Annotated in this window: 28 protein-coding genes; 17 read left to right on the top strand and 11 right to left on the bottom strand. The window is 70.5% G+C overall.

Translation table 11 applies throughout. The annotated features are described in order from the left end of the window. The first annotated feature begins 125 nt into the window (after positions 1-125). Positions 126-2,360: an ATP-binding protein gene (locus ACE3TA_RS17710; protein WP_374575640.1), complete on the top strand. Its 2,235-nt coding sequence runs from the start codon at positions 126-128 to the stop codon at positions 2,358-2,360. A gap of 4 nt (positions 2,361-2,364) precedes the next feature. On the opposite strand, the gene purB is transcribed toward ACE3TA_RS17710, so the two are convergent. The 3 genes from purB to ACE3TA_RS17695 all read right to left on the bottom strand — a co-directional run bounded on the left by purB (position 2,365) and on the right by ACE3TA_RS17695 (position 6,758). Continuing rightward, a complete protein-coding gene (gene purB / locus ACE3TA_RS17705) occupies positions 2,365-3,684 on the bottom strand; it encodes an adenylosuccinate lyase (RefSeq protein WP_374575639.1) in 1,320 nt (439 codons plus the stop codon). 61 nt (positions 3,685-3,745) lie between these two features. After that, complete coding sequence (locus ACE3TA_RS17700) at positions 3,746-5,275, bottom strand: spinster family MFS transporter (protein ID WP_374575638.1); 1,530 nt, start codon at positions 5,273-5,275, stop codon at positions 3,746-3,748. 115 nt (positions 5,276-5,390) lie between these two features. Then, entirely contained in the window at positions 5,391-6,758 is a 1,368-nt protein-coding gene (locus tag ACE3TA_RS17695) for a spinster family MFS transporter (protein ID WP_374575637.1), read from the bottom strand. 217 nt (positions 6,759-6,975) lie between these two features. Between ACE3TA_RS17695 and ACE3TA_RS17690 the strand changes: the two genes are divergently transcribed. Both ACE3TA_RS17690 and ACE3TA_RS17685 read left to right on the top strand, forming a co-directional pair. Further along, a complete protein-coding gene (locus ACE3TA_RS17690; RefSeq protein ID WP_374575636.1) occupies positions 6,976-7,596 on the top strand; it encodes a glutathione S-transferase family protein in 621 nt (206 codons plus the stop codon). 221 nt (positions 7,597-7,817) lie between these two features. Beyond that, positions 7,818-8,258 (top strand): hypothetical protein, encoded by a 441-nt coding sequence (locus ACE3TA_RS17685; protein ID WP_374575635.1) that lies wholly within the window; start codon positions 7,818-7,820, stop codon positions 8,256-8,258. Here the strand turns inward: ACE3TA_RS17685 and ACE3TA_RS17680 are convergent. The 5 genes from ACE3TA_RS17680 to ACE3TA_RS17660 form a co-directional block, all read right to left on the bottom strand. Further along, positions 8,252-8,623, bottom strand: coding sequence for a YbaN family protein (locus ACE3TA_RS17680; RefSeq protein WP_374575634.1), 372 nt, complete (start codon positions 8,621-8,623; stop codon positions 8,252-8,254). The genes ACE3TA_RS17685 and ACE3TA_RS17680 overlap by 7 nt on opposite strands. A 51-nt stretch (positions 8,624-8,674) precedes the next feature. Then, positions 8,675-9,079, bottom strand: coding sequence for a hypothetical protein (locus tag ACE3TA_RS17675; RefSeq protein ID WP_374575633.1), 405 nt, complete (start codon positions 9,077-9,079; stop codon positions 8,675-8,677). Between the two features lie 90 nt (positions 9,080-9,169). Beyond that, positions 9,170-9,535 carry a YidB family protein gene (locus tag ACE3TA_RS17670; protein ID WP_374575632.1) on the bottom strand — a complete coding sequence of 122 codons (366 nt, stop codon included), beginning with the start codon at positions 9,533-9,535 and terminating at the stop codon, positions 9,170-9,172. Positions 9,536-9,629: 94 nt separating this feature from the next. Beyond that, the gene (locus ACE3TA_RS17665; protein WP_374575631.1) at positions 9,630-9,995 is read right to left on the bottom strand and encodes a VOC family protein; all 366 of its coding nucleotides are present in this window, start codon (positions 9,993-9,995) and stop codon (positions 9,630-9,632) included. 115 nt (positions 9,996-10,110) lie between these two features. Then, a complete protein-coding gene (locus ACE3TA_RS17660; protein ID WP_374575630.1) occupies positions 10,111-10,491 on the bottom strand; it encodes a cytochrome c in 381 nt (126 codons plus the stop codon). Between the two features lie 79 nt (positions 10,492-10,570). Between ACE3TA_RS17660 and ACE3TA_RS17655 the strand changes: the two genes are divergently transcribed. Both ACE3TA_RS17655 and ACE3TA_RS17650 read left to right on the top strand, forming a co-directional pair. Continuing rightward, on the top strand, positions 10,571-10,807 hold the full coding sequence (locus tag ACE3TA_RS17655) for a hypothetical protein (RefSeq protein WP_374575628.1): 237 nt from the start codon (positions 10,571-10,573) through the stop codon (positions 10,805-10,807). Then, complete coding sequence (locus ACE3TA_RS17650; RefSeq protein WP_374575627.1) at positions 10,804-11,241, top strand: VOC family protein; 438 nt, start codon at positions 10,804-10,806, stop codon at positions 11,239-11,241. The genes ACE3TA_RS17655 and ACE3TA_RS17650 overlap by 4 nt, the downstream gene beginning before the upstream one ends. On the opposite strand, the gene ACE3TA_RS17645 is transcribed toward ACE3TA_RS17650, so the two are convergent. Beyond that, the gene (locus ACE3TA_RS17645; protein ID WP_374575626.1) at positions 11,238-12,329 is read right to left on the bottom strand and encodes a M14 family metallopeptidase; all 1,092 of its coding nucleotides are present in this window, start codon (positions 12,327-12,329) and stop codon (positions 11,238-11,240) included. The two genes, ACE3TA_RS17650 and ACE3TA_RS17645, sit on opposite strands and share 4 nt — an antisense overlap. A gap of 114 nt (positions 12,330-12,443) precedes the next feature. On the opposite strand from ACE3TA_RS17645, the gene ACE3TA_RS17640 reads away from it, so the two are divergent. Continuing rightward, on the top strand, positions 12,444-13,169 hold the full coding sequence (locus ACE3TA_RS17640; RefSeq protein WP_374575625.1) for a hypothetical protein: 726 nt from the start codon (positions 12,444-12,446) through the stop codon (positions 13,167-13,169). On the opposite strand, the gene ACE3TA_RS17635 is transcribed toward ACE3TA_RS17640, so the two are convergent. Next, the gene (locus ACE3TA_RS17635) at positions 13,166-14,014 is read right to left on the bottom strand and encodes a class I SAM-dependent methyltransferase (RefSeq protein WP_374575624.1); all 849 of its coding nucleotides are present in this window, start codon (positions 14,012-14,014) and stop codon (positions 13,166-13,168) included. The two genes, ACE3TA_RS17640 and ACE3TA_RS17635, sit on opposite strands and share 4 nt — an antisense overlap. Before the next feature lie 72 nt (positions 14,015-14,086). Further along, complete coding sequence (locus ACE3TA_RS17630; RefSeq protein WP_374575623.1) at positions 14,087-14,698, bottom strand: pyridoxamine 5'-phosphate oxidase family protein; 612 nt, start codon at positions 14,696-14,698, stop codon at positions 14,087-14,089. 246 nt (positions 14,699-14,944) lie between these two features. On the opposite strand from ACE3TA_RS17630, the gene ACE3TA_RS17625 reads away from it, so the two are divergent. The 11 genes from ACE3TA_RS17625 (at position 14,945) to ACE3TA_RS17575 (ending at position 25,763) form a co-directional block, all read left to right on the top strand. Beyond that, complete coding sequence (locus ACE3TA_RS17625; protein ID WP_374575622.1) at positions 14,945-15,433, top strand: Spy/CpxP family protein refolding chaperone; 489 nt, start codon at positions 14,945-14,947, stop codon at positions 15,431-15,433. 289 nt (positions 15,434-15,722) lie between these two features. Next, a complete protein-coding gene (locus ACE3TA_RS17620; RefSeq protein WP_374575621.1) occupies positions 15,723-17,507 on the top strand; it encodes a sensor histidine kinase in 1,785 nt (594 codons plus the stop codon). Then, positions 17,507-18,190, top strand: a complete 684-nt coding sequence (locus ACE3TA_RS17615) for a response regulator transcription factor (protein WP_374575620.1) — start codon at positions 17,507-17,509, stop codon at positions 18,188-18,190. The genes ACE3TA_RS17620 and ACE3TA_RS17615 overlap by 1 nt, the downstream gene beginning before the upstream one ends. A 211-nt stretch (positions 18,191-18,401) precedes the next feature. Beyond that, positions 18,402-19,799, top strand: coding sequence for a pilus assembly protein TadG-related protein (locus tag ACE3TA_RS17610; RefSeq protein WP_374575619.1), 1,398 nt, complete (start codon positions 18,402-18,404; stop codon positions 19,797-19,799). Further along, positions 19,796-20,374, top strand: a complete 579-nt coding sequence (locus tag ACE3TA_RS17605; protein ID WP_374575618.1) for a TadE/TadG family type IV pilus assembly protein — start codon at positions 19,796-19,798, stop codon at positions 20,372-20,374. Before ACE3TA_RS17610 ends, ACE3TA_RS17605 begins: the two co-directional genes overlap by 4 nt. Further along, on the top strand, positions 20,375-20,776 hold the full coding sequence (locus ACE3TA_RS17600; protein WP_374575617.1) for a TadE/TadG family type IV pilus assembly protein: 402 nt from the start codon (positions 20,375-20,377) through the stop codon (positions 20,774-20,776). Positions 20,777-20,834: 58 nt separating this feature from the next. Continuing rightward, a complete protein-coding gene (locus ACE3TA_RS17595) occupies positions 20,835-21,797 on the top strand; it encodes an ABC transporter ATP-binding protein (protein ID WP_374575616.1) in 963 nt (320 codons plus the stop codon). After that, positions 21,797-22,762, top strand: coding sequence for an ABC transporter permease (locus ACE3TA_RS17590; protein WP_374575615.1), 966 nt, complete (start codon positions 21,797-21,799; stop codon positions 22,760-22,762). Before ACE3TA_RS17595 ends, ACE3TA_RS17590 begins: the two co-directional genes overlap by 1 nt. Positions 22,763-23,172: 410 nt before the next feature. Continuing rightward, positions 23,173-23,346: a Flp family type IVb pilin gene (locus ACE3TA_RS17585; protein ID WP_374575614.1), complete on the top strand. Its 174-nt coding sequence runs from the start codon at positions 23,173-23,175 to the stop codon at positions 23,344-23,346. Between the two features lie 118 nt (positions 23,347-23,464). Next, positions 23,465-24,304, top strand: a complete 840-nt coding sequence (cpaB, locus tag ACE3TA_RS17580; RefSeq protein WP_374575613.1) for a Flp pilus assembly protein CpaB — start codon at positions 23,465-23,467, stop codon at positions 24,302-24,304. A 46-nt stretch (positions 24,305-24,350) separates the two neighbouring features. Beyond that, the gene (locus ACE3TA_RS17575) at positions 24,351-25,763 is read left to right on the top strand and encodes a type II and III secretion system protein family protein (RefSeq protein WP_374575612.1); all 1,413 of its coding nucleotides are present in this window, start codon (positions 24,351-24,353) and stop codon (positions 25,761-25,763) included.

The raw sequence follows: 25,763 nt of genomic DNA, 5'->3' as shown, positions 1-25,763 counted from the left end.
GTTCGGCTTGCGGGCGGTCTTCGGCGGCGCGCGGGCCTGCGACAAGCCGCCGCAGGCGCGGTCAACCTCTTCCTTAGCCGTGAGCTTGAAGATGGGCGGCGAGATCGGCGCGGACCAAAGAGACCATGACCCAAAAGGGCGCCACGCTTGCACTTGGGGATCTGTCGATCGCCATGGCCGTCCTCGACGAGGACCACATGGTGGTCGAGGCGAACGACGCCTTCGCCTCGCTGCTCGGCTGCAAGGACCGCAGCTGCGAGGGCAAGCGGCTGGGCCCGCTGCTGGAGGCGGCCGGCGCCCAGGTGGTGAACCACGACATGGGCAAGGTCTACCGCCTGCTCGAAGACGACGGCGTGGTCCATACCTACCAGTTGAGCATCCACCCCAGGCGCGACGGCGCGCTCGCCGTGCTGCTGGACGTGACGCCGGCCGAGGTGCGGCTCGGCATGCACGGGGTCATGCGGGATGCGCGCGAACTGTTGATGCGCGAGGCCGAGATCGGCGCCTGGCGCTACGACCCGGACCAGGACGTCTATTATTTCCCGTCCGAGATCACCATGGGCCACGGCGACGTCGGCAAGCCCGTGCCGACCCAGGTGCTGCAACTCGTGCAGCACCGTGACGACCAGGCGGTGGATACGCAGATCCGCGAACGGATCACGCGGCATGGCGGCTCGGCCGAGGCCGAGATCCGCTACCGGGCCGCCGACGGCGGCTGGAACCACGTGCGCGTGCTCTATCGCGCCGGTGCGCGCACGCCGTCGGGCCGCTTCGAGATGTTCGGCGTCAGCCAGAACATCACCTCGATGGCCAGGGCGCGCGACGAGGCCAAGGCCAACGCCCTGCGCCTGGAGCTGGCGCTGAAGGTCTCCCGGGCGGGCGTCTTCGAGTTCGACTTCAAGACCCGCAGCTTCTGGCGCTCGGCCGAGTTCGACAGCCTGGTCGGCGAGGGCGGCTTCACCGAGGGCGACGCCAACCCGCTCGGCCTGCGCCGCGACGAGGACTTCGCCGCGATCAGCGCCATGTGGGACCAGGCCTGCGCCTCCAGCGCCGAGGCGGTGGACGTGCGGCTGGGCGAGGCCGAGAGCGAGCGCTGGGTCAGGGTCTATTTCGAGGTGGAGCGCAACGAGGCGGGCGAGCCGCGCCGCGGCGTCGGCCTGATCATCGACATCGACGAATCCAAGCGCCAGGAGCTGGCGCTGGACGAGGCGCGCCGGCTGGCCGAGGAGGCCACCGTGGCCAAGTCGGACTTCCTGGCCTCGGTCAGCCACGAGATCCGCACGCCGATGAACGGGGTGGTGGGCGTGCTCAATCTGCTCGAGCGCGAGCCGCTGACCGGCGAGGGCAAGCATCTGGTGGCCGAGGCGCTGGGATGCGCCGAAATGCTCGGCCAGCTCATCAACGACGTGCTGGACTTCTCCAAGATCGAGGCGGGCAAGCTCACACTGTCGCCGGCGCCGACGGACGTGCGCGCGATCGTGGAGAGCGTGGCGGGCCTGCTGCGGCCGCAGGCCGAGGCCAAGGGGCTCTATCTGCGCGCCGAGGTCGAGGACGGCCTGGGCTGGGTCGATGTCGATCCGGTGCGGCTGCGCCAGTGCCTGTTCAACATCGTCGGCAACGCGGTGAAGTTCACCGAGAAGGGCGGCGTCGCGGTCAAGGTCCGGCGGCTGGGCGAGGGGGCGGCGGCGAAGCTGCGCTTCGAGGTGCGCGACACCGGCGTCGGCATTCCCGAATCGGCGCGGGGCAAGCTGTTCGACCGTTTCCAGCAGGTGGACGGCGGGGCGGGCCGCCGGTTCGGCGGCACCGGCCTGGGCCTGGCGATCTCCCGCCAGCTCACCCTGATGATGGGCGGCGACCTGGACTACGACAGTTGCGAAGGCGAGGGCTCGACCTTCTGGTTCGAGGTGTCCGCGCCGCCCGCCGTGGCGCAGGCGGCCGTGGCCGACGGCCTGGGCGAGGCGCCGCTGGAGGGGCTGCAGGTGCTGGTGGTCGACGACAACCGGGTGAACCGCATCGTCGGCGTTAAGACGCTGGAGGCGCTGGGCGCCTGCGCCGAGGCCGTGGAGAGCGGCCATGACGCGGTCGAGGCGGTGCGCACCGGCGACTTCGACCTGATCCTGATGGACGTGAACATGCCGGGCATGGACGGGCTGGAGGCGACCCGCCGCATCCGCGCCGACGGTTTCAGGGGGGCGATCCTGGCGCTCACGGCCGACGTGATGCGCCGCCAGGAGGAGGCCTATCTGGCGGCGGGGATGAACGGCATGGCGCCCAAGCCGTTCTCGCCGGCCTCGCTGCTGGCCGAGATCGCCCGGCTGGCGGCCGAAAGGCCGGCGAGGGTGATCGCCGGCCTGGCCTGAGGCCTCAGGCCTTCATCGCCTCGTCGCCGAACACCCGCGCGAAGATCACGTCGACGTTCTTGAAGTGGTAGCCGAGGTCGAACAGCTCGGCGAGTTCGGCGTCGGTCAGGTTCGGGCGGACCACCGGGTCGGCCTTCAGCAGGTCGAGGAACTGGCCCTCGCCGCGCCAGACCTTCATGGCGTTGCCCTGAACCGCGCGGTAGGCGTCCTCGCGGCTGACGCCCTTCTGGGTGAGCGCCAGCAGCACGCGCTGGGAGTGGACGAGGCCGCCCAGGCGGTCGAGGTTCTTCAGCATGTTGTCGGGATAGACCACCAGCCGCTCGACGACGCCGGCGAGGCGGCGCAGGGCGAAGTCCATGTGCACGGTGGCGTCCGGGGCGATGCCGCGCTCCACTGAGGAGTGGCTGATGTCGCGCTCGTGCCAGAGGGCGACGTTCTCCATGGCCGGGACGACGGCTGAGCGGATCAGACGCGCCAGGCCGGTGAGGTTCTCGGTGAGGATCGGGTTGCGCTTGTGCGGCATGGCGCTCGAACCCTTCTGGCCGGGATCGAACGGCTCTTCGGCCTCGAGCACCTCGGTGCGCTGCAGGTGGCGGATCTCCACCGCCAGCCGCTCGATCGAGGAGGCGACGACGCCGAGGGCGGCGAAATAGGCCGCGTGGCGGTCGCGCGGGATCACCTGGGTGGAGACCGGCTCCACGGCCAGGCCCATCTTCTCGGCCACATGGGCTTCGACCCGCGGGTCGACGTTGGCGAAGGTGCCCACCGCGCCGGAGATCGCGCAGGTGGCGATCTCGAAGCGGGCCATGGCCAGCCGTTCCTTGGCGCGCTGGAACTCGGCGTAGTGGCCGGCGAGCTTCAGGCCGAAGGTGGTCGGCTCGGCGTGGATGCCGTGGCTGCGGCCGACGGTCGGCGTCAGCTTGTGCTCGAAGGCCCGGCGCTTGAGGGCCGCCAGCACCAGGTCGACGTCTTCCAGGAGAAGGTCGGTGGCGCGGGCGAGCTGGACGGCCAGGGCGGTGTCGTTGACGTCCGAGCTGGTCATGCCCTGGTGCAGGAACCGCGCCTCGGGACCGACGATCTCGGTGACGTGGGTCAGGAAGGCGATGACGTCGTGCTTCACCTCGCGCTCGATCTCGTCGATGCGGTCGACGTCGAAGATCGCGTCGCGCCCCTTCTCCCAGATCGTCTCGGCGGCGATCTTGGGGATCACGCCCAGCTCGGCCATGGCGTCGGCGGCGTGGGCCTCGATCTCGAACATGATTTTGAAGCGGGTCTGGGGCGACCAGATCGCGGCGGCTTCGGGGCGGGCGTAGCGAGGGATCATGACGCGCGCCTTGGACTTCGGGGCGGGCCGTAAGTCAAGCCCGCCCCCTGTCTCAGGCTCGTCAGGCCGCCTCGCCGCGGGCCACGCGGGCGTCGGAAAGGGCCTTCACCAGGCCGAACGAGCCCAGCAGGTAGTGGAACGCGGCCCACAGGTAGAAGAGCACGGTGACGACGATGCCCTGGCGCGTGGCCAGCGCCGAGGCCGCGTGGCAGTGGTCGGCCAGGGCCTGCGGCGCGCCGGCCGGCGCCACGCCGCCGGGACAGGCCGTCGTGAAGCCGTCTCCGCCGCCGCCGCTGAACAGCCCGCCGAGCGCGGAGACGACGCTGGTCTGGCCGGGATGGGCGAAGTTGAACTGGGCGAACTGGTCGATCACCCAGCCGGTGAAGGGCGGGCCGCCGCCCAGGGCGATCAGGTTCAGGAAGAACAGCAGCAGCGCCGCGGCCGTGGCCCGGCGGCGCATGTCGTACATGTTCTGCACGACGCCGAAGGTCGGGCCCAGGTAGGTGTAGTGGAACACGCCCGGCAGCAGCAGGATCGCCGCGGCGAGCTGCCAGCTGTCGCGGGTGTAGGCCAGGATGTAGATCGGCGTGGCGATGGCCAGGCCGATGGCCGGGGTCAGCGAGTACCAGCGGGGGCTGCGCTTGGAGAGCCGGTCGGTCAGGAAGCCGCCGACCAGGGTGCCGATGCCGGCGGACACGCCGCCGACCAGGCCGACGATCATGCCGACCTGGGCGTAGTTCAGCCCGAAGGTGCGGATGAAGTAGGGCGGCACGAACTGGCCCGCGCCGTAGCCGGCGAACGAGGCCAGGGTCACGCCCATCACCATGTGGAACACCGGCCACTTGCCGAGCATGACGCCGGTGATGGCGGCCATCTCCTTCAGCTCGCCCAGCAGCGAGAACCGGGCCTTGGGCGGCTCGGCCACCTCGACGGTGACGTCCTCGATGGAGACCGGATGGGGTTCCGGCTCGGAGTGGCCGCGCGGCGGCTCCTTCACGAGGAGCTTGAGGCTGACGGCGATGATCACGCCCGGCAGCCCCACCAGCATGAAGGCCACGCGCCAGGAGAAGTTCTGCGCCAGCCAGCCGCCGGCCATGGCGCCCAGCATGGTGCCCAGCGGAATGCCGAACGAGTAGACCGCCAGGGCCGAGGCGCGCTTGCGCGGCTCGAAGTAGTCGGAGATCAGCGAGTGCGCCGGCGGCGACAGGCCCGCCTCGCCGAAGCCCACGCCGAAGCGGTAGGCGGCCAGGACGGCGAAGCTGTGCGCGGTGCCGCACAGGGCGGTGAAGCCGGACCAGACCAGCACGGCCAGGGCGATGATGTTCACCCGGCTCACCCGCTCGGCCAGGCGCGCGATGGGGATGCCCAGGAAGGTGTAGAGCAGGGCGAAGTAGAGACCGCCGAGCAGACCCAACTGGGTGTCGGTGATCTTCAGGTCTTCCTTGATCGCCTGGCCGATGGTGGCGATGATCGTGCGGTCGATGAAGTTGAAGGTGTAGGCCGTGACCAGCAGGCCCAGCACCAGACTCTTGTAGCCTTCGGAAAAGGTGGGCTTGGTCCCCCCCGTCGTTCCGCTCGCGCCCAACGCCATGAGCGAACCCCCTGTGCACTGATGTTCTTGTGTTTGGGTGGGGACTGTAGACGCAAGGCGTCGGCGAAGGCGAGCGCGAATTCGAACGGGCGTTCGCCTTCCCCGGGACGGTCGGTCAGCTCTCCATTTCCTCGCGGATGGTCCTGCGGGCGATCCAGAAGAGGATGAACGCGACCAGGCCGGCGAGGGTCGACAGGATCAGCGCCCAGCGCACGCCCTCGGCCGAACCCATGCCCGCGCCCTTGGCCAGCACGTCGGACAGAGCGCCGACCGCCAGCGGGCCGAGGCCCAGGCCGACCAGGTTGATGATGAACAGCAGGATCGCCGCGGCCGTCGCGCGCATGTGCGGCGGCACGATCGACTGCCCGGTGGCGTAGACCGGCCCGTACCACAGGGCGCCCATCAGATAGTTGATGGTCAGGATGCTCATGGCGGTGACGGCCGAGGGCGCGAGCATGGCGCAGGCGAACACCGGCACGGCGACGAGCGAGGCCATCGCCGGGACGGTGACGTAGCCGCGCAGGTCGGTCTTGGAATAGCGGTCGGCGATCATCCCGCCGACCAGGGAGCTGATCGAGCCGCCCACGCCGGACAGCAGGCCGAGCGCTAGGCCCAGGAAGCCGAGGGGTTGCAGGCCGAACTTGTCGGCCAGGCCGGCCAGCTCCTCGCCGTGGTTGCGCAGGAAGAAGGAGGCGGTGAAGGGCGCGTGGCCGTAGCCGATGAAGGCCTTGATGGCCGCGCCGAAGGCGATCAGCCAGAAGGTGCGCTTGCCGGCCAGGAACTTCAGCGTCTCGCCGAAGGTGGCCTGGCTGGCGTGGACGACGCGGCGCACCTCGGCCGAGAGGCGCTTGCGCGGCTCGCTGAGCGTGGTCGCGGCCAGCAGGGCGAACACCAGCCCCGGGGCGCCGGCGATCAGGAAGGCCGTGCGCCAGCCGTAGGCGTCGGCGATCATGCCGCCCATCACCAGGCCGAGCAGCGAGCCCAGCGGCGTGCCCATGGCGTAGAACGCGAGCGCGGAGGCCCGCTTGTCGCGCGGGACGTAGTCGGTGATCAGCGAGTGGGCCGGCGGCGTGCAGCCGGCTTCGCCCACGCCCACGCCGATGCGGAAGAGGATGAGCTGGACGAAGTTCTGCGCGGTCCCACACAGCATGGTGAAGCCGCTCCAGGCCGCGATCGCCCCGCCGATGATCATCGGCCGGCTCTTGCGCTCGGCGAGGCGCGCGATGGGAATGCCGAGCACGGTGTAGAAGAGGGCGAAGGCTAGGCCGCTCATCAGGCCGAGCTGCCAGTCGGCTAGGCCCAGGTCGGTCTTGATCGGCTCGGCCAGGATGTTGACCACCTGCCGGTCCAGGAAGTTGATCACGTAGATTCCGAGAAGAAGACCCATGGCGTAGCGGCGGTAGCCCGCCGACAGGGGCGCGTCCGTGGCGATCGCGGCCGTCGCGTCGCCAAGCTCCCGCGCGGGTGCGGCCTGATGCGTCATGAGTTGAAAATCCTCCCTCGAAACAATTTCTTATGGCGCGATAACGCGCTTATGGAACGCCTGCGGCCCGCGCAGGCCAGCCTCGCGGGCCCGGGCGATTGGAGCGGGGGATTGTGTCTGGGACATTTCCGCGCGGGGGACGGCCGACCATCCGGCCGCTCGACAACGGCCGGATCCTGGGCCTAGAGGGCCTGGAGCATCGATGAGGAGCGCGTCCATGGAACTCGTGATCGGCACCAAGAAATGGTCCACCTGGTCCATGCGCCCCTGGCTCGTGCTCAAGCGCGTCGGCGCGCCGTTCGACGAGACCCTGATCGAGCTGCGGCAGGAGGGGGCGACCCAGGCGGCGATCGCGGGACGTTCGCCCTCGGGCCTGGTGCCGGCGCTGAAGGTGGACGGCGCGGTGATCTGGGACTCGCTGGCGATCTGCGAATTCCTGGCCGAGCGCTTTCCCGACGCCGGGCTCTGGCCGGCCGATCCGCTGGCGCGGGCGCTGGCCCGGTCGGCGGCCTCGGAGATGCACTCCGGCTTCCAGTCGCTGCGGGGCGAATGCCCGATGGCGCTGGACATGGAGCCGCACCACCCCAGCCTGTCGCCGGCCACCGAAGCCAACGTGCGCCGGATCGTGCGGCTGTGGTCGGACCTGCTCGGCCGCTCGGGCGGGCCGTTCCTGTGCGGCGGCTGGGGGATCGTCGACGCCTTCTTCACGCCGGTGGCCAGCCGCTTCCACACCTATTGCGTCAAGCTGTCGGACTATGGCGACACGGGCCTGGCGGGCGCCTATTGCGAGCGGCTCCTGGAGACCCCCGAATTCAAGGCCTGGGCGGCCGACGCTTGACGGCGGCCGGGGCGGCGTGAGACACGCCGCGCATGGTTCACGCCCTCATTCAGCAAAAGCAGCAGCAACGTCGCTTCGCGGCGGGCGTCTGCTTGGGCGGAAGGTGAAGCGGCTAAGCCGCCTTAGAACCTACGATCCCATCAACCCCCGCCGGCGACGGCGGGGGTTCTGGTTTTCAGGGCCTCGCCGGACGCTTGCGTCTTCCAGGAAAGCCTAGACCCATGACAAGCCATCCCTTCACCAGCGACGAAGCCGTCGCCGAGATCGCCGAGGGCGTGATCGCCCGAACCCTGCCCAAGGCGCGCTGGACCCACGCCGCCCACGTGGCCGCCGCCGCCTGGCTGGTCGCCCGCCGTCCGGACATCGAGCCGGAGCGGGACATGCCGGGCCTGATCCGCGCCTACAACGAGGCGACCGGCGGGGTGAACTCCGACACCGAGGGCTACCACGAGACCATCACCCAAGCCTCGCTGCGGGCGGTGCGGGCGGGGCTGGCTGGCCTGCCCGAGGGCGCGCCGGTCCACGTGGCCGTGGACGCCCTGCTCAAGGGCGAGCTCGGCCGCAGCGACTGGCTGTCGGCCTACTGGTCCAAGCCGGTGCTGTTCTCGGTGGAGGCCCGCCGCGGCTGGGTCGAGCCGGACCTGTCGCCCTTGCCCTACTGAGGGCCGGCGGCGCTCGGTCGGCTGACGACGAACGCCGCGCAGGCGGCGATCGCCGCGCCCACGCCCAGGGCCAGGACGAGACCCGGGCGCGCCAGGGCGTAGAACAGCCCATAGCCGCCGGCCATGCCCGCGCAGGCCATCGCCTTGGCCTTGCGCGGGATCGCCCCGTTCTCGCGCCAGGCCCGCAGGGTGGGCCCGAAACGGGCGTGATTCAGGAGCCAGGCCTCAAGCTTCGGCGAGGAATGGGTGAAACAGCCTGCGGCCAGGATCAGGAACACGGTGGTGGGCATCAGCGGCACGAAGGCGCCGACGATTCCCAGGCCCGTGAAGATCAAGCCGCAGACGAAATAGAGTGGCCGCTTCATGCTTGCGAAGAATTCGCAAAAATTCGGGCCGAGCGAAAGCGCTTTCGCAGATCAGCCGCCCGCGGCCGGCGCGGCGCGGACCGGCAGATAGCCGCGCTCGATCATCCGGCGCATGGCCTCGTAGGCCGCGCTCAGCTCCTCGTAGGCCGCGCGCATGCGCGACAGCTTGGCCGCCTGTTCGGCGCTGAGGGCGTGGGTGGCCTCGCTCATGGCCAGGGCCTCGGCCACCCAGGCGGCGCGGGCGTGGGCGGCGGCCACCGCCAGCCGCTGGAACTTCTGGGCGTCGACATGCTGCAGCAGCGTGCCGATCACCTCCTTGTTGGAGGCGTAGACGGTGTAGTCGATCTGCTCGAGCAGGCCGCGCAGCCGTCGCTGGGCCTGGGGATCGATGTCGGCTTCAGGCTCGAAATGGTCGAGCGCGACCCGCCTGAAGTTGGCCGTCCGGGTGATGGACATACCTGCCTCCCGCGCCGCTCCAGGGGGAACAGCGCGGGAACATCTTAGGCGGCTGCGCTTAACGCATCATTTCCGCGGTCTTTACGCTGTTCAGAGCTTCAGGCCGCCCAGGAGTCCGCCGAGCAGGCCGCCGCCGGACGGCAGCTTGCCGTCGGGCGTGAGGCGGTCGATCACCTGGGGCAGGAGCTTGGCGATCTGGTCGGCCGCCTGGTCGGGATCGACCCCCAGCTTCTGGGCCATCTCCGCCACCGGGCCCGCGCCAAGCACGGCGTGGATCTGCTGGGCCGAGATCGCCATGTTGCCGCCGTTGGAGACCCAGGAGTTGGCGATCTCGCCAAGTCCGGCCTTCTCGAACTTGCCGACCAGATCGCCGATGTCGTGGTCCTTGATCAGATCGACCACGGCCGTGCCGGCGCCGTTGCCGAGCGTGCTTGCGAGGTCATTCAACAGGCTCATGTTTCCGCTCCTGTACTGGGATGGGCGGCTGCGACGTTGCGCGCGTTCGATGACGAGTCAACCATGGCGCGCGGCGCAGCCGCCGCCCGGGGCCTCAGCCCATCTTGAAGACGCAGAGCTTGTTGCCGTCCAGGTCGCGGAAATAGGCGCCGTAGAAGGTCGGCATGCGCTCGCCGGGCTCGCCCTCGCAGGAGGCGCCGTTGGCCAGGGCGGTCTTGTAGACCTCGTCCACCAACTCGCGGGTGGGCGAGGCCAGGGCGATCATCGAGCCGTTGCCCGCCGTGGCGGTCTGGCCGTCGTAGGGCGTGCACACCGCCAGCATGGCGCCGGCCGGCGAGGCGTAGCCCTGCATGCGGTCCGAGCCGAAGGCGCGCTGGCCGCCGAGGGGCGTCAGCACGATGTCGTAGAAGGTCTTCGCTTTTTCCAGGTCGTTGCTGCCGATCGTGGCGTAGCCGATCATGGGGAGGTTCCTCGTGTCTAGTCTTGGCGGGGCGCGGCGCCGCCGCGCGCGGACCCTAGCCGAGCACGAGGGCCGGGCGGAAGCGGATTTGGCGGTTCTGCGGGCCGCCTCGGCGCTAGGGCGTCGGCTGGCTGTTCAGATAGGCCACGATGTCGGCGACGTCGTCGGCGTGGACCATGATCTGCGGCATCTGGGTGTGGCCGGTCTCGGAGATCTCGGCCAGCCGGCGCTGCAGGGTGAGCTCGGTGAAGCGGCCGGCGAGGGTGGGGAACGGCGGCGCCGGGGGATAGGGGCTGTCCTTGCCCGGATCGAGGGCGTGGCAGGCGCCGCAGACCTTCTCGGCGTAGGCGCGGCCGCGGGCGACCGCGGCGATCTGGTCGGCGGCGGGTTGGCCCGCGGGCGGCTGGTCTGACGCCGGCTGGGAGGCCGAGGCGCATCCGGCCGAGGCGGCGATGGCCAGGAGCGTGCAGGCGGCGAAGGCTGGAATGACGCGCATGGTGAGTCTCGTTGTCGACGCCCCAGCATAGCGCCGCCGCGGCTGCTTGCGCATCGGCATGGCGTGCTAATAGGGGGCCATGAAGGACGACGACGCGCCCGAAGTTGTTGATCTTGGCCGCTACAAGGCCGCCCAGGCGGCGGCCAAGGCCAAGGAGAAGGCCCAGAAGGAAGCCCAGGCCAAGCTGGCGCGCCGCGCCGCCAAGACGGCGGGCGGCCAGTCGTTCCTGGGATCGCGCCCCAAGGCCGGTATGATCCTGGCCCTGGTGATCCTGGCCATTGCGATCCTGTTCATCCTGCCCAAATTCCTGGGATGAGCCCGCCCGCCCCGTCCGTCTTCGGCCTCAAGGGCCTGGATCACGTGGTCCTGCGCGTCGAGGACGCCCGGGCGGTGATCGACTTCTACGTCCAGGTGGTCGGCTGCGCGGTGGAGAAGGTCCAGGCCGACGTCGGCCTCTTCCAGCTTCGCGCCGGCCGCTCGATCATCGACATCATCCCGATCGACGGGAAGCTCGGCCGCGTCGGCGGCGCGCCGCCCGGCGCGGAGGGGCGGAACCTGGACCACTTCGCCCTGGCCGTGGAGCCTTTCAACGAAGCCGCGATCCGCGCGCACCTGGCCGCGCACGGCGTCGAGGTGGAGGAGTCGGGCCGGCGCTACGGCGCGGAGGGCTACGGCCCGTCGATCTACATCAGGGATCCGGCGGGCAACGTGGTGGAGCTGAAGGGACCGTCGGGCCCGTCGCCCGCCTAGAGTCCGTTGGCGAGGCCGGCCACGGCCTGGCGGGTCACCAGCAGCGACTGGCCCGCCACCATCCCCTTCCAGTCCGGGGCGTCGCCGTAGAAGGCGTCGCGGATCTGCGCCTTGATGGCGGCGGCGTCCGGGCCGGCGGGATCGCCGTGCATGTGCAGCCAGTTGTCGGCGCGCAGCGCGTAGAGCACCTGGGTGGGCGGTTGGGTGCCGTACTCCATGGCGATGCCGGTCACCTCCGACCGCTTCAGGAGCTGCGGGGCGGCCGCCAGGCCGTCGCCGCTGAGCTCGGCCGAAGCCGAGGCGCCGTCGGCGATCGAGGCCAGGGCCGAGCCGTACCAGCGCGTCGCCCGCTCGAAGGTGGGATCGCCGTGGCCCTCGATGATGATCTGCTCGGCGAAGCCCCAGGGGCCGAGGCCGGTGTGGTAGTCGAGGATGCCGACACGCCCGGCCTGGCCAAGATAGGTCTCGAAGATGGCGGTCTGGGTGCGCCGCGCCCAGGTGGGTTCGGAGCCGCCGTAGTAGATGCCGTCCGGGTCGGTGTACTGGCCGCTGCTGGCGGCGGCGGCCACGGCCTTCATCCCGTGCTCGGCGATGTAGGCGCCGATGACCTTGGCGGTCGACTTGCGGGTCTCCTCGGTCCAGGCCTCGGGGCAGAAGGCGTCGCGCAGCACCTCGTAGCCGGCGTTGAGCGGCTGGGGCGGGCCGTCGAAATCCACCCAGTTGCGGTTGAGGTCGACGTTCTCTTCGGTCACCCGCCGCAGCCAGGCGAAGCCGTAGGGATTGATGGCGTGGATCAAGAGCGCGGCCACGCCCTTGGGCAGGCGGGCGGCCTCGCCGCGCGTCAGCCAGTCGACCTGGGCGCCGGAACCGCAGAAGCCCTCCACGCCATGGGTGCCGGAGATCATCACCAGCACGGCCTCGGCGTCGCGCGGCCCGATCCAGGCCACGTCCGTGGAAAGCTCGCCGCCGTCAGGGCCACGGTTGGGATTGGTCACCCGCTCCAGGCTGGCGCCGGCCGTCCCCGCCGCGGTCAGGAACTTCTCGCGGGCCTCGGGGTAGTCGGCGCTGAAGCTGGCGGCGGCGTCCATGGCGGTCTCCCTTTGATGTGGCGCGATGGAGCCCCGATCGCGCGGGCGGCGCAAGCCCTCTTGCCCGCCGGCGGACCGCGGGGTTTGCTGGGCGCCTTGGCTTGGGAGGCTGAGATGACGCGTCAGGGAGCTTGGTTCGGCGGGCTGGCCGCCTTGGGCGTGGTGCTGTCGCTCGCCGCGGCGGCCTGGGCCGCGCCGGCCGGCCAGAAGGAATGGCTGGCGATCTGCGCCAAGTGCGTGTCGCCGACCGTGCAGACCAAGAGCGGCGTCGGCACGGCCAACGCCGTGGCGACCGCCAGGATCACCCGGGCCGACATCGAGGAGTGGTGCGCCAACTGGGAGCCCGACAGCAGGAGCTGCGTGGCCGACGGGCTCAAGAACGAGGACATGATCACGGTCTACAAGGCCAGCGCCGACTGCCTGCATGGCAAGATCACGCCGATCGACGGGCAGAGCTACACATTGGCCGGCGTCTGGGACAACAGCGACATCGGCGGCGGGCGCACCCGCTGGCGCGACGCCAAGGGCCAGATCGTCGGCCGCGACAACGCCTCGGGCGGGCTCGGCATCTCCCAGCAGTGGGAGCTCCTGTGCCCCGGCCCGCTTCGGGTCTCCGGCGGCTCGTCCGCGCCCAGGGCGCCGACGGCGGGCGGCGCGGTCGCCGGGGCGGCCTTCGCGGTCGGACAGGACGTGGAGGCGCTCTACATGGGCGGCTGGGTGGCGGCCAAGGTCACCCGCATCTACCCGGCCGGCGGCGGCGGTGAGATGCAGTATGACGTCTCGCTCGTGAACGGCAAACGCGGGATCGTGCCGGCGCGGATGCTGCGCGCCCGCCGTTAGGCGCGGCTGGCCGTGACGATCCAGGTCGCCGAGGGCAGATAGACGCCCCGCTTGGTCACGTGAGGCTCCAGCGCCTTGCGGATCGCATCCTCGACCTTGGGCAGAAGCTGCGGCTGCTCGCGCAGGATCGCGCCCAGCGGGCCGACGCGCAACGACAGCTCCACCGTCGTTTCCAGGTCGTTGGCGCCCACCATCTGGTCGTGAGGCGTGATCGAGATCTCGCCGAAGCCCGCCGCCTGCAGGACGGCGCGCAAGCGGTCGGCGTCGGCGAAGGCGAACGGGCCGGGCGCATGGGGCGGCGGCAGCTCGGGCGGCGGGATCAACGGCAGGACCGCGGCGAACGGCGTGGCCATCCAGCCGTTCAGCGCCAGTTCGCGCCAGCAGACGAAGGCCAGCCGGCCGCCGGGCGTCAGCGCAGAGGCGATGTTGCGGAACGCCGCGACGGGATCGTCGAAGAACATCACGCCGAAGCGGGAGAAGGCCGCGTCGAGCTTGCGCGGCTCGAAGGCGTAGGTCTGGGCGTCGGCCTCGACGAACTGGATCTGCCCCGCGCCGGCCTCGGCGGCACGGCGCCGGGCGATGGCCAGCATCGGCTGGGAGATGTCGACCGACATCACCTTGCCTTCCGGCCCGACGCGCTCGGCCAGCTCCAGGCTGCTCTGGCCGCAGCCGCAGCCGACGTCGAGGATGCGCTCGCCTGGCTTCGGGTCGAGGGCGGCGATGGCCTTGAGCCCCAGGGGTTCGAGCTGGCGGTCGAGCCTCTCCTGCTGGGCCGCCCAGGTCGCGCCCGCCTGGACGTTCCAATAGGCGATCATGTCGGCGTTGGCGCTGGATTGGACGGTCATGGCGCGGGCCTTCGGCGGCGGACGTGGCGGCGGCACTGTGAACTCAGCCCGGACCGAACGCCAGGGGCGGCCTCACCACATGGTGCGCCGCGCGCGCTCGGGCCATTCGCGGTCGTAGTCGGGCCCGCCCTGGTCGCCGCCGCTGAGCGCGGCCAGGATCTGGCCGGCGGTGGGCAGGCTCGCCGGATCGACGTGCTTGTCCGGGTTCCACAGGTCGGAGCGGACGATGGCGCGGGCGCACTGGAAGTAGACCGCCTCGGTGGTCAGCACGATGGCCGAGCGCGGGCGCTGGCCCTCCACGGCCAGGGAGTCCAGCAGCGCCTCGTCGACCGCCACCTTGGCCTTGCCGTTGACCCGCAGGCAGTTGCCCGAGCCGGGGATCAGGAACAGGAAGGCGCAGCGCGGGTCGCGCACGATGTTGCGCAGGCTGTCGATCCGGTTGTTGCCGCGCCGGTCCGGCATCACCAGGGTGCGCGGCCCGTCCACGCGCACCGCCTGGCCCGCGTCGCCCCGGGGCGAGCAGTCGATCCCTTCGGGCCCGACGGTGGCCAGCGCCACGAAGGGCGAGGCTTCGATCATCGCCCGGTAGTGGTCGGTGACGTGGTCGGTCTCCTTGACGGTGGAGGCGCGATTGGTCTGACCGTAGATCGCTTCCAGCGCGGCGACGGTGTCGATGGTCTTCATGCCGGCGGTCCATCTGGGCGCGGCGATGGCGCGCCTTTCGTCAGCTTCCAAGGGTGTCGGCGGACGCTAGCCAACGGCCCCAGCGGCGCCAAGCCTGACCGGGGCGAAGACCTGCCGCAAGCTTGTAACAAGCCCGTCGGAAATCGCTGGAATTGAGCCCCTTGCCGTTTCGCCGCGGAAATATAGGGGCAAATCCCCCTGGAGAGCTTGGGGCCCAACAAGCAGAAAAGCTGGAGTGCCTCTCACATGCCCCGTCCCGCAGCGATCTGGTCCGGTGTCGTCCTGGCCGCAGCTTGCGCCGCCACGGCGCTGGCGGCCGAGCCCATGCACGGCCCCGGCGGGCCGCCGCCCCCCGGCGGTCCCAAGTCCGAACGTCCCGAGCCGCCCAGCAACGAGCAGCGCGCGGCCAAGCTGAAGGCCATGCTGCAGCTGTCGCCGTCGCAAGGCGCGGCCGCCGACGCCTTCGTCGTCGCCACCGCGCCGCCGGATCCGGAAGACCTGCCCAAGCCCGACCGCGAGAAGCTGGAGGCCATGAGCACGCCCGAGCGCTTGGACCAGATGGACGCCATGCACAAGGAAGCCGAACAGCACATGGCCAAGGTGGAGGCCGCCACGCGCGCCTTCTACTCGTCGCTGACGCCCAGCCAGAAGGCGGCGTTCGACGCCCTGCCGCCGCAGACGATGATGGGCTTCGCCGGCGGCCCGCCGCCGATGGGACCGCGCGAGCGGCCCTGACACAGGATCGGACGTCGCAACCGCCACCCCGGACCCAGACGCGGGCAAGGCGGCGGCGTCCGGCGCCATCCCGGTCGTACGCGTAGCAGGGCGACCGGGATGGCGCATCTTCGCCGGCCGCACGGCTGGCGCGAATCTTGAACCGTGCGCGCTCCGGCGCGGCTGGCAGCCGCGTCCAACGGAGTTGGCGCACGGGCGTTGAATGGCTTCACGCTTTGAATTTGCTGGAAAACAGGGGCGCGACTGGGGTCGCGGCCTGCTGACGGGCGCTGTCTCAATCGTGGCCGGCGTGTCGGCGGTCGCCATCTCGTTCCAGGCCGCCCTGGCCCAGGCGATCGGGCCGGCGGCGGCCATCCTGCTGGTCGGCCTGTTGATCGCCAGCGCCTTCGGCCTGGTTCCGGCGTTGCTGGCCATCGCGGCGGGGGCCCTGACCAGCCTGGCGCTGGGCGTGGTGCTGCTGCCCGGCGGCCCGCTGAGCGCGCAGGGCGCGTTCCTGGCGCTGGCGGGCCTGGGAGTCCTGCTCTGCGGAATGAGCGCCGACATCGCGCGGCGCCGGCGCGCGGCCGCCGCGGCGCGGGCCGGGCTCGCCGAGGCGCGCCGTCCAGGCCCGGCGGCGGCCAGCCTTTCCGACTTCCTCATCCGCACCGATCGCGCCACGGCCGCCTTCGGCGCCAGGGCGCCCGGCCAGGAGATCGAGCGGCTGCTGGCCAGCCTGAGCGTCATTTCCGCCGCCTGGGCGAGCGTGTGGCTGCTCAACGGCGCCCTGGGCGCGACGCCCAGCCTGCTCGTGCTGCTGGGCGCGACCCTGCTGGTCGGCGGCGTCGCCGGCGCGCGTTTTGGCCTGCTGGCGGGCCTGCTGACCGTGCTCGCGATGGGCCTGGCCCCGGCGGAGATCGGCGCCAAGCTCGCCCCTAGCGCCTTGGACAAGGCGCTGCTGATCGCCGCGTTCGGCGCCTCGGGGCTCGGCGTCGGGCTGATCGCCGACCGCCTGCACCAGGCCCGCGGCGACCTGGACCGGATGACCAAGGCCATCGGCGACCTCTTGGGCGCGCGCGACGATCGCGCGATCGCCGCCAAGCTCGTGGAGCATCTGCGCGCGCCGGACCGCGAGGGTCTGGCCGTTCTCGACCCGTCCGGCGCGGTGCTCGCTCGGGCCGCGGGCGACGTTCCTCCCGCCGACGCCCAGGCGCGCGAGCGCGACGGCTGGCGCTCGGCCGAACTCGCCTGGGACGGCCGGGCGATGGGCGCGGTGGTCTGGCGTCCGCGCACGGGACGCGAGGCGGGCGCGCTCGCCGGGGATGGCGCGGGCTCGCTGGTTTCGGTGGCCGCCGCCGCCGCCGCCCTGCGCCGGCTGGAGGCCGAGAAGGCGCAGGTGGAGGCGAGCGCCCGCACCGAGCACCTGCGCACGATCCTGCTCGACGCGGTCTCGCACCACTTCCGCTCGCCGCTCGCCGGCGTCCTAGGCTCGGTGACGAGCATCCTGGCCCAGCCGCCGGACGGCGATCCGGCGGCGCGGCGCGAGCTCCTGCTGATCATCAAGGACCAGACCCAGCGCCTGGGCCGCTATGTCGAGAACTTCCTGAGCGTGGCGCGGCTTGAGGCCGGTGCGATCGAGATGAACCCGACCGAGGTGCAGGTCGACGATCTGATCTACGACGTCTGGGAAGGACTGGGCGAGGCCGGCGCCGCGCGGCGCTTCCTGCAGGTCGATATCGGTCCCACCCAGGCGCGCGCCGACGCCAAACTGCTCGGACAAGTCTTCGGCAATGTCCTGGAGAATGCGATCAAGTACAGCGCCGAGGGCACGGTCGTCCAAGTCAAGGGCCGGCGATCGCCCGGAATGGTGACTATCGACGTCATCGACCAGGGCTGCGGCGTGCCGCAGTCCAGTCAAGGACAGATCTTCGAGCGCTTCTATCGCAACAATGCTTCCGCGCCGGGCCTGGGACTGGGCCTTTACATTACGCGAAGCCTGATGGTCATGATGGGCGGTTCTGTCGAGGCGGCCAACCGCGGCGACGGCCAGACCGGCCTTGTCGTTTCAATTTCACTTCCGCTTGTGGAGACGCCGTGATGTCCGCCGCAAAGATCCTCGTCGTCGAAGACGAAGAGCCCTTGGCCCGCATGCTCGATACTTCGCTCCGGCAGGCCGGCTACGTGGTGACCACCGTCGGCCGGGGCGTCGACGCGCTCAAGCACCTGATCCGCGACGAGTTCGGCGTGATCCTGCTCGACCTGGGCCTGCCCGACGCCGACGGCAAGGAGGTGATCAACCAGGCCAAGGCGGTGACCCGCGCGCCGGTGATCGTCATCTCCGCCCGGGATTCGGAACGCGAGAAGATCGCGGCCCTGGACATCGGGGCCAACGACTACGTGCAGAAGCCCTTCGACATGGGCGAACTGCTGGCGCGCATCCGCGTGGCGCTGCGGCCCCCGCGCATCCGCCCGGCCCTGGAGAGCCGTTCGGACGCGGGGCTGCAACTGGACGCGGCCAGCCGCCGCGCGATCGTCGACGGCAAGCCGGTGCGGCTTTCCAAGAAGGAGGCCGAGCTGCTGCAGCTTCTGATGGAGGCGCGCGGCGTCATCGTCTCCCACTCGCGGATCATCGAGGTGGTCTGGGGGCCGGGCTCCGACGCCGACGCCATGAACCTGCGGGTGCTGGCCTGGCAACTGCGGCGCAAGATCGAGCCCGACGCGGCCAACCCGCGGTTCCTGATCGCCGAGGCGGGTGAGGGCTACCGGCTGAACACCGACTAGCACTGCCTTGTCTATTATGGGGAATTAGGAATTCCTCGCGCCGCGTTTGTCTGGCCTTGATCGCGCGGCCCGGCGCGAACCTAGTCATGCGGCCCAGGGCGGTTCTGGCGACGACCAGCTCAAGAGGGATGGCGTGGTTCTTGCTGCGTTCGTCCGATCCCTCGCGCCGCCCCAGAGCGGGACCCGGGGCGTCTGAACGGGCCTGACGTCGATGATCGTGTTCCGAATCCTGGCCGGCATGGTCCGCAGCACGCGCGGCAGCGTCAGCCCGTTGCTGACCTTGATGCTGGCGCCGCTGATCGGCGTGCTGGGCATGGCCGCCGAGGCGTCGAGCTGGTTCCTGACCCAGCGCGCCATGCAGAACGCGGCCGACAGCGCGGCCATCGCGGCGGCGACCAACGGCTGCGACGCCGCCGACTCCTGCCACACCGTCCGCCTGAGCCAGCCCTACGATTCCGAGGCCAAGTCCGTGGCCGCCAAGTTCGGCTTCGTCGACGGCGCCGACAACACCACGGTGACGGCGAGCAACACCGCGCCCTGCCCGGACGGCTCGGCCAAGTGCTACAGCGTCACCATCACCCGGCTGGCGCCGATCTATCTGGTGCGCCTGGTCGGCTTCAACGGCGACGCCGCGCTGGGCGGCGGGCGGGCCCAGACGATCCAGGCCTATGCGGTCGCCAGCGGCAAGAGCGGGGCGGGCACCTACTGTCTCCTGGCGCTGGCGTCGGGCGGGCCCACGGTCGACGGCATCAGCACCCACGGCTCGCCCAAGGCGGACTTCACCGGCTGCAACGTGGCGACCAACGGCAATGCGAGCTGCAAGGGCCACGATCTGAAGGCCGACGCCTCGGACGCGGGCGGAACGACCAGCGATTGCGCGGCCGGGGGCACGGGAACCACCGGCGTCGATCCCATTCCCGATCCCTACGCCGACCTGGCCGACCAGATCCCGGCGAACACCTGCTCGCCGGCCGGCAGCAAGAGCACCTATCCCCAGGACACCGGCAAGAAGAACAGCCCGACGCCGGCCTCGAACAAGCTGTCCGGCTCGCTGGTGCTGACCTCCACGCCGAAGATCTACTGCGGCGACGTGGTCCTCACCGGCAACCTCAGCGTCTCGACGCCCGCCGACGGCGGCGTGATCGTCGTCGAGAACGGCAGCCTGAACATCCCGAGCGGCATGACGCTGAGCACGGCGGCCGGTTCGGGACTGACCATCATCTTCTCCGGCCCGACGGTCTCGGGCCTGAGCCCGACGCATACGCTGGTCGGCGGCGGCACGATCGACATCGCCGCGCCGACCACCGGCGACTGGTCGGGCATCGCCATGGTGCAGGACCCGGCGCTGACCAGCGGGATCGACTGGTCCGCGGCCGGCAACAGCCCCACCTGGGACATCACCGGCCTGATCTACATGCCGAACGCGGACGTGACCTTCAGCGGCGTCGTCAACAAGGCCAGCAACGGCCACGACTGCTTCGCGCTGGTGGTCGACACCTTCCTGTCCAACGGCACGGCCACGATCCTGGAGCACCAGAGCGAGTGCGCCGCGGCGGGCCTGACGCCGCCGAGCGGGCCGACCTCGGCCCGTCCGGCCCTGGTGCAGTGACCGTGGGCGTTGGAGCGACATCGGCGAAGGGCCTGGCCCGGCGGTTCCTGGGCGAGACCGGCGGCGCGGCGGCGGCCGAGTTCGTGCTGTGGCTGGCGCTGCTGATCTTTCCCGTGCTCAACGCCGTGGATCTCGGCGTCTACGCCTTTCAGCGCATGCAGCTCGACCTCGCCGCGCAGGCGGGCGTCCAGGCGGCCTGGTACACCTGCAACAGCAAGGACTTCCTGCCGGCGACGGAAAACTGCCCGGAGCTTTCCAACGCGGTCGCCACGGCGGTCCAGTCGACCTCGCTGGGCGAGCAGATCAGCCTGGACGCCGGCTCCCCGGTCGAGGGCTGGTACTGCACGGACGAGGCCCAGACCCTGCAGGCGGTGGGCGACACCTGGACGATCGGGGACGATCCGACGGCCAAGCCGGCGAACTGCGATGCGGTGATTAGCGGCAGCAAGACCGCGCCGGGCGACTACATCCAGGTGACCGTCTCCTACGACTACACGCCGGTCTTCAGCGGGGTGACGGTCGCCTCCATGCTGACCACGCCGATGAAGCGGACGGCTTGGATGAGGCTGAACTAGATGCTTCGCCGCTTCGGTCAGATCGCCTGGATCCGCGGCCTGCGCGACGAGCGCGGGGCCTCGGCGGCCGAGTTCGTGCTGGTGCTGCCGCTGCTGGTGATGCTGACGCTGGGCGTGATCAACGCGGGCCTGATGCTCTACACCATGGCCACCTTGCACTTCGCCGTGGAGGACGCGGCGCGGTGCGCGACGGTCAAGGTCGACTGCGGCGGGGGCGATCCCGACCTGGTCGCCGCCTACGCCGCCGCGGTCTACAAGGGGCCGACAATCACCCCGACGTTCACGCTCTCGCGGCCGGGCTGCGGCAATAAGGTGACCGGCACGGCGAACTACGTGTTCACCACCGGCCTGGTGTCCAGGACGGTGCCGATTTCGGCCGAGGCCTGCTACCCGCTCAAGTAGCCGTGCGCGGGCCGCGCCGTTAGCAGATGCTTAAGGGCGTCAAAGCGTTACTCGCAACGTGCTGCGCCCGCCGTCCTCCGAGATCCTGAAGGTCCGAGACCTTCGCAAGCGCTTCCAGACGGGGGCGGGGATCGAGGCCGTTTCGATGACGGTGCGGACCGGCGAGGTGGTCGGCTTCATCGGCGTGAACGGCGCGGGCAAGAGCACCACGCTCCGCTGCGTCATGGGGCTGATCGCGCCCGACGCCGGCGAGGTCCGCCTGATGGGCCAGCCCGCGAGCGCGGCGACGCGCAGCCGGGTCGGCTTCCTTCCCGAAGAACGCGGCCTCTTCCCGCGCGAGCGCACGCGCGACGTGATCGCCTTCAGCGCCAGGCTCAAGGGGCTGTCCAGGCGCGCGGCGCTGGCCTCGGCCGACCGGCTGCTGGAACGGATCGGCCTGGAGGGCCGGCGCGGCGCCCGGATCGAGGAGCTGTCCAAGGGCAACGCCCAGCGCGTGCAGATCCTTTGCGCCCTGGCCCACGAGCCGGACCTGCTGATCCTGGACGAGCCGCTGTCCGGCCTCGACCCGATCGCCCAGAGCGAGATCCTGGCGCTGTTCGCCGAGTTTCGCGGGGCGGGCGGGGCGATCCTGTTCTCCACCCATTCGATGTCGGCCGCCGAGGCGCTCTGCGACCGCGTGGTCATGCTGGCCGACGGGCGCACCGTGTTCGAAGGCCCGCTCGCCGAGGCCTCCTCGCAGGCCGGCCATGGCGCGGTGCTGGTCACGCCGGACGAGGCGGGCCTGATCGAGGCCGCCCGCGAGGTGGGCGGGGAGGCGCGGCCCATGTCCACCGGCGTCGGCGCCGCGCGCCGCTGGCGGGTGACCCTGCCGGCGGAGGTGACGCATCCGGCGCTGCTGCGCGCGCTCGCCGCCCGCTCGGTGCGGGTGCTCGCCTTCGAGCCGATCAAGGCCGACCTGGAGGCCGCCTTCTGGGAGCTGGCCGCGCCTTCGAGCGCGGTGCTGGCCGGCAGGGCCGCCTGATGCGCGCCGCCCTGCTGATCGCCGAGCGCGAGTTCAAGACCTACACCACCACGGTGAGCTTCTGGGTGGCCCTGGTGGTCGCGCCCCTCCTCTTGGCCGGCGGCGCGTTCGTGGCCGCGCAGGGCGGCTCGGAGATCGCTCCGGCCGCGACGATGAAGCTGGCGCGCGGCGCCGACGGGGCGATGACCGCGCAGTTCAGCGAGGCGTTTCCGCTGGGCGCCGAAGGGCGCGCCAAGCTGGCCCGGCTTGTCGCCGAGGAGGGCGTGGGCGAGCCGGTCAAGGTGGCCGCCGCGGAGGCCAAGGCCAAGACCGATCCGGCGGCGGCCTCGCGGTTCGCCCTGATCATGATGCTCTGGATGACCCTGACGGGTTCGCTCGGCATGCTGCTGCAGGCGGTGGTGCGCGAGCGCTCCAACCGCGCGCTCGAAAGCCTCATGGCCGCGGCCCGGCCGTTCGACATCGTCATGGGCAAGCTCATCGGCGTCGGCGCGGTCTCCCTGGTGGTCCTGGGCGCCTGGTTCGCCTCGGCGCTCGCGCTGGGCGCGCTCAACCCCGGCGCCAGCGACGCGATCGCGCAACTGCTGCACGGCCTGGCCGATCCGCTGGCGCTGGCCCGCGCCATGCTGATCTACGTGCTGGCGTTCGGCTTCTACGGCCTGCTCACCGTGGCGGCCGGCACGCGGGCCAGGGACAACGCCGACGCCCAGAACCTGGCGCGGCCGATGTTCGCCCTGCTGCTCGCCGTCTTCTTCACGACCCTGGCGGCGAACCATTCGGCCGGTGCGCTAGGCTGGCTGATCTACGCGCCGCCGTTCGCTCCGTTCATGCTGCTCGCCACGCAGCACTCGCCGGCCGAGGAAGCCCTCGCGCTCGCACTGCTCGCGCTCGCGGCGGTCGGCGCCGCGGTCCTGGCCACGAAGGGCCTGCGCCTGTCGCCGGCGCGCTCCTGGTTCAAGTCGGCCTAGGGCCGCAGGGAGCGTCTCCCTCAGGGGGCGAGCGCTCAAGTATAGATGCGCGTGACGGGCGAAATACTCAGGCGTCCGTTTAAGTCATTCAGACTCTGGGTGGAGCGGCGCTCGCACTTCTAGCCACTCTCAATTGATCTGGATGTTCTGGGCCGCGTTCTGGTGGTGGAATTCGAAATTCTAACATTCAATAATGTTAACCTTACCTGAGGCGAATATCGCGCGGCGATAGAATTTCTTAAATATTTCAAGGCGAAATCTTGCCGTTAACCATCTATTAGCGTTTACAGATCGCTAAGGTTGTGGATTCGTTGCTTCAAGGGTTCGGAGGTCTTGCGGGGGGATCGGCGGCCCTACCTTGATCGCATCAAGCAGATGCGGTGCGGCAAACAGCAACGTGGGTCTTCGACATGAACAAGTTCGTTTCCTTCTTCAAAGACGAGTCGGGCGCCTCGGCGGCCGAATACGTCCTCATCCTGGCCATCATCGGCAGCGCGATCGCCGCCTCGGCCCTCGGCCTGGGCAACGCGATCTCCGCGGCGCTCAATCGCGCCTCGGTCATCATCAACGGCCAACTGAACTAGCGAATTGGCCGCGGCCGCGGTCCGATGAGGGCCGCGGCGCGCTTCGACTTCAACGACGCCCGGCGCGCGGCACCCATCCGGTCCGTGCGAACGCCGGGTCATGCCTGAGCAACCGGCGATGTCAGTCCGAACGATCGCATCCTTCGCAATAGCCATCCTGCTCGGCGTCATCGCCGTGGTGCTGGTGCGCGGCATGCTGAGCGCGCAGAAGCCGGCCGCGGTGGCCGAGAGCAACGTCACGCCCGTGGTGGTCGCCGCGACGGCGATCGCGCGCGGCGCCGAGCTGAAGCCGGCCATGCTGAAGGTCGTCAACTATCCCAAGGCGGCCGTGCCCGCCGGGGCCTTCCAATCCGTCGACCAGCTTGCCGGCAAGGGCGTCTCGCGCACCGCCCTGCGCCCGATGGACGTGAACGAGCCGGTGCTGAACGCCAAGCTCACCGGCGCCAACGGCAAGTTCAACCTGTCCGGCGTGCTGACGCCCGGCATGAGGGCGGTGAGCATCCGCTCCGACGCGGTCACCGCCGTGGGCGGGTTCGCCCTGCCGGGCGACCGGGTGGACATCCTTCTGACCCGCACGGTCAAGCAGGGCGAGACCGAGACCAACCTCACCGAGGTCCTGGCCGAGAACGCCCTGGTGCTGGCGGTCGACCAGACCGCGGACACCGAGGCCGACAAGCCGGTGGTGTCGAAGGCGGTGACGGTCGAGGTGAGCCCCGACCAGGCCCAGGCCATCCCGCTGGCGCTGTCGCTGGGCACCGTCTCGCTGGCGCTGCGCCAGATCTCCGACGACGCGGTCCTGCCGCGCAAGACCTTCACCGTCGCCGACCTGAGCGGGACCGTCCCGCGGGCCGAACCCGGCCGCCGGGTCCGCGCCAAGGCCGCCGCCCGTCCCCAAGCCATCGAGGTGCGCGTGACCCGGGGCGTGGAGACCACCGGATACCAGCTCGCCGGGCGATAGGCGCAAACCAAACAGAGGCGCGCCGGAAGGGCGCGTGGGAAATGACGTGTTCGCAGTTTCCAGATCGACCAGACACGGAGCGGCCCTGGCGCTAGCCATCTTCCTGGCCTCTGGCGCGGCCGCGCCGGTCCTGGCCCAGGCGGAAGCGGCGTCCCCGGCGAGCGCCGAGGTCGCCGTCGCGGTCGGCAAGTCGCAGGTGATCGAGCTTCCCGCGCCCTACACCGACGTGATGATCGCCAACTCCGACACGGCCGACGTGCTGCCGCTGACCAACCGCTCGATCTATGTGGTCGGCAAGCAGATCGGCTCGACCGCATTGTCGGTCTATGGCCCTGGCAAGCAGCTCATCTCGGCCGCGAACGTGGTCGTCTCGGCCGACATCGAGGGACTGAAGACGCGGCTGAACGAGATCCTGCCCGAAGAGCACGACATCGCCGTGCGCCCGGCCAACCAGTCGATCGTGCTCTCCGGATCGGTGTCGAGCCCGGCCAACCTGCACAAGGTGCTGGCCCTGGCCGAGTCCTACGCGCCGACCAAGGTGGTGAACATGCTGGGGGTCGAGGGCACCCAGCAGATCATGCTCTCCGTGCGCTTCGTCGAGATGCAGCGCACGGTGGCCAAGAACCTGCGGCTGAACGTCAACCGCAGCCTGTCGGGCGACCAGCCGCAGGTCTCGGTGTTCACCGGCGACACCAACCTGGGCAACGTCACCTCGGCCAACACCTTCGGCCTGGTCTCGGCCCTCTACAACGGCAACCTGGAGATCCTGCTCGACGCGCTGGAGACCAAGGGCCTGGTCAAGACCCTGGCCGAGCCGAACCTGGTGGCCATGTCGGGCGACACCGCCTCGTTCCTGGCCGGCGGCGAGTTCCCGATCCCCGTGGCGCAGTCCAACACCAACGGACAGACGCCGACGATCACCATCGAATACAAGCAGTTCGGCGTTTCGCTGGCCTTCACCCCGACCCTCCTGAAGGACGGGCTGATGAACATCGTGGCCAAGCCGGAGGTGTCGAGCATCGACCCGACGGTCTCGGTGGACCTCGGCACGATCAAGGTGCCCGGCATCAAGGTGCGCCGCGCCAACACCACGGTGGAGCTGCGCGACGGCGAGTCCTTCACCGTCGCCGGGCTGCTGAAGGAAGACTACCAGAGCGAGGTGCGCCAACTGCCCTGGGTGGGCGACATGCCGGTGCTGGGCGCGCTCTTCAAGTCCAACGGCTATCAGCGCGACGAGACCGAACTGGTGATCGTGGTGACGCCGCACCTGGTCACCCCGCGCCGCGGGCCGGTGGCGCTGCCGGGCGAAACCTTCACGCCGCCGTCCGACCTGGAGCTGTTCCTCCTGGGCGCCCAGCAGGGCCCCGCGCCGAAGCTGCGCCCCGAGGACCGCGCGCTGCTGAGCTCCGAGCCCGGCAAGGGCGGGATCGAGGGACCTCACGGCCATGTCCTCTTCTAG

Source organism: Phenylobacterium sp. (assembly GCF_041916435.1).
In the GTDB taxonomy this organism is placed as follows: domain Bacteria; phylum Pseudomonadota; class Alphaproteobacteria; order Caulobacterales; family Caulobacteraceae; genus Phenylobacterium.
The sequence above is the reverse complement of the archived record's forward strand: the minus strand, read 5'-3'. Positions and strand labels throughout refer to the sequence as shown.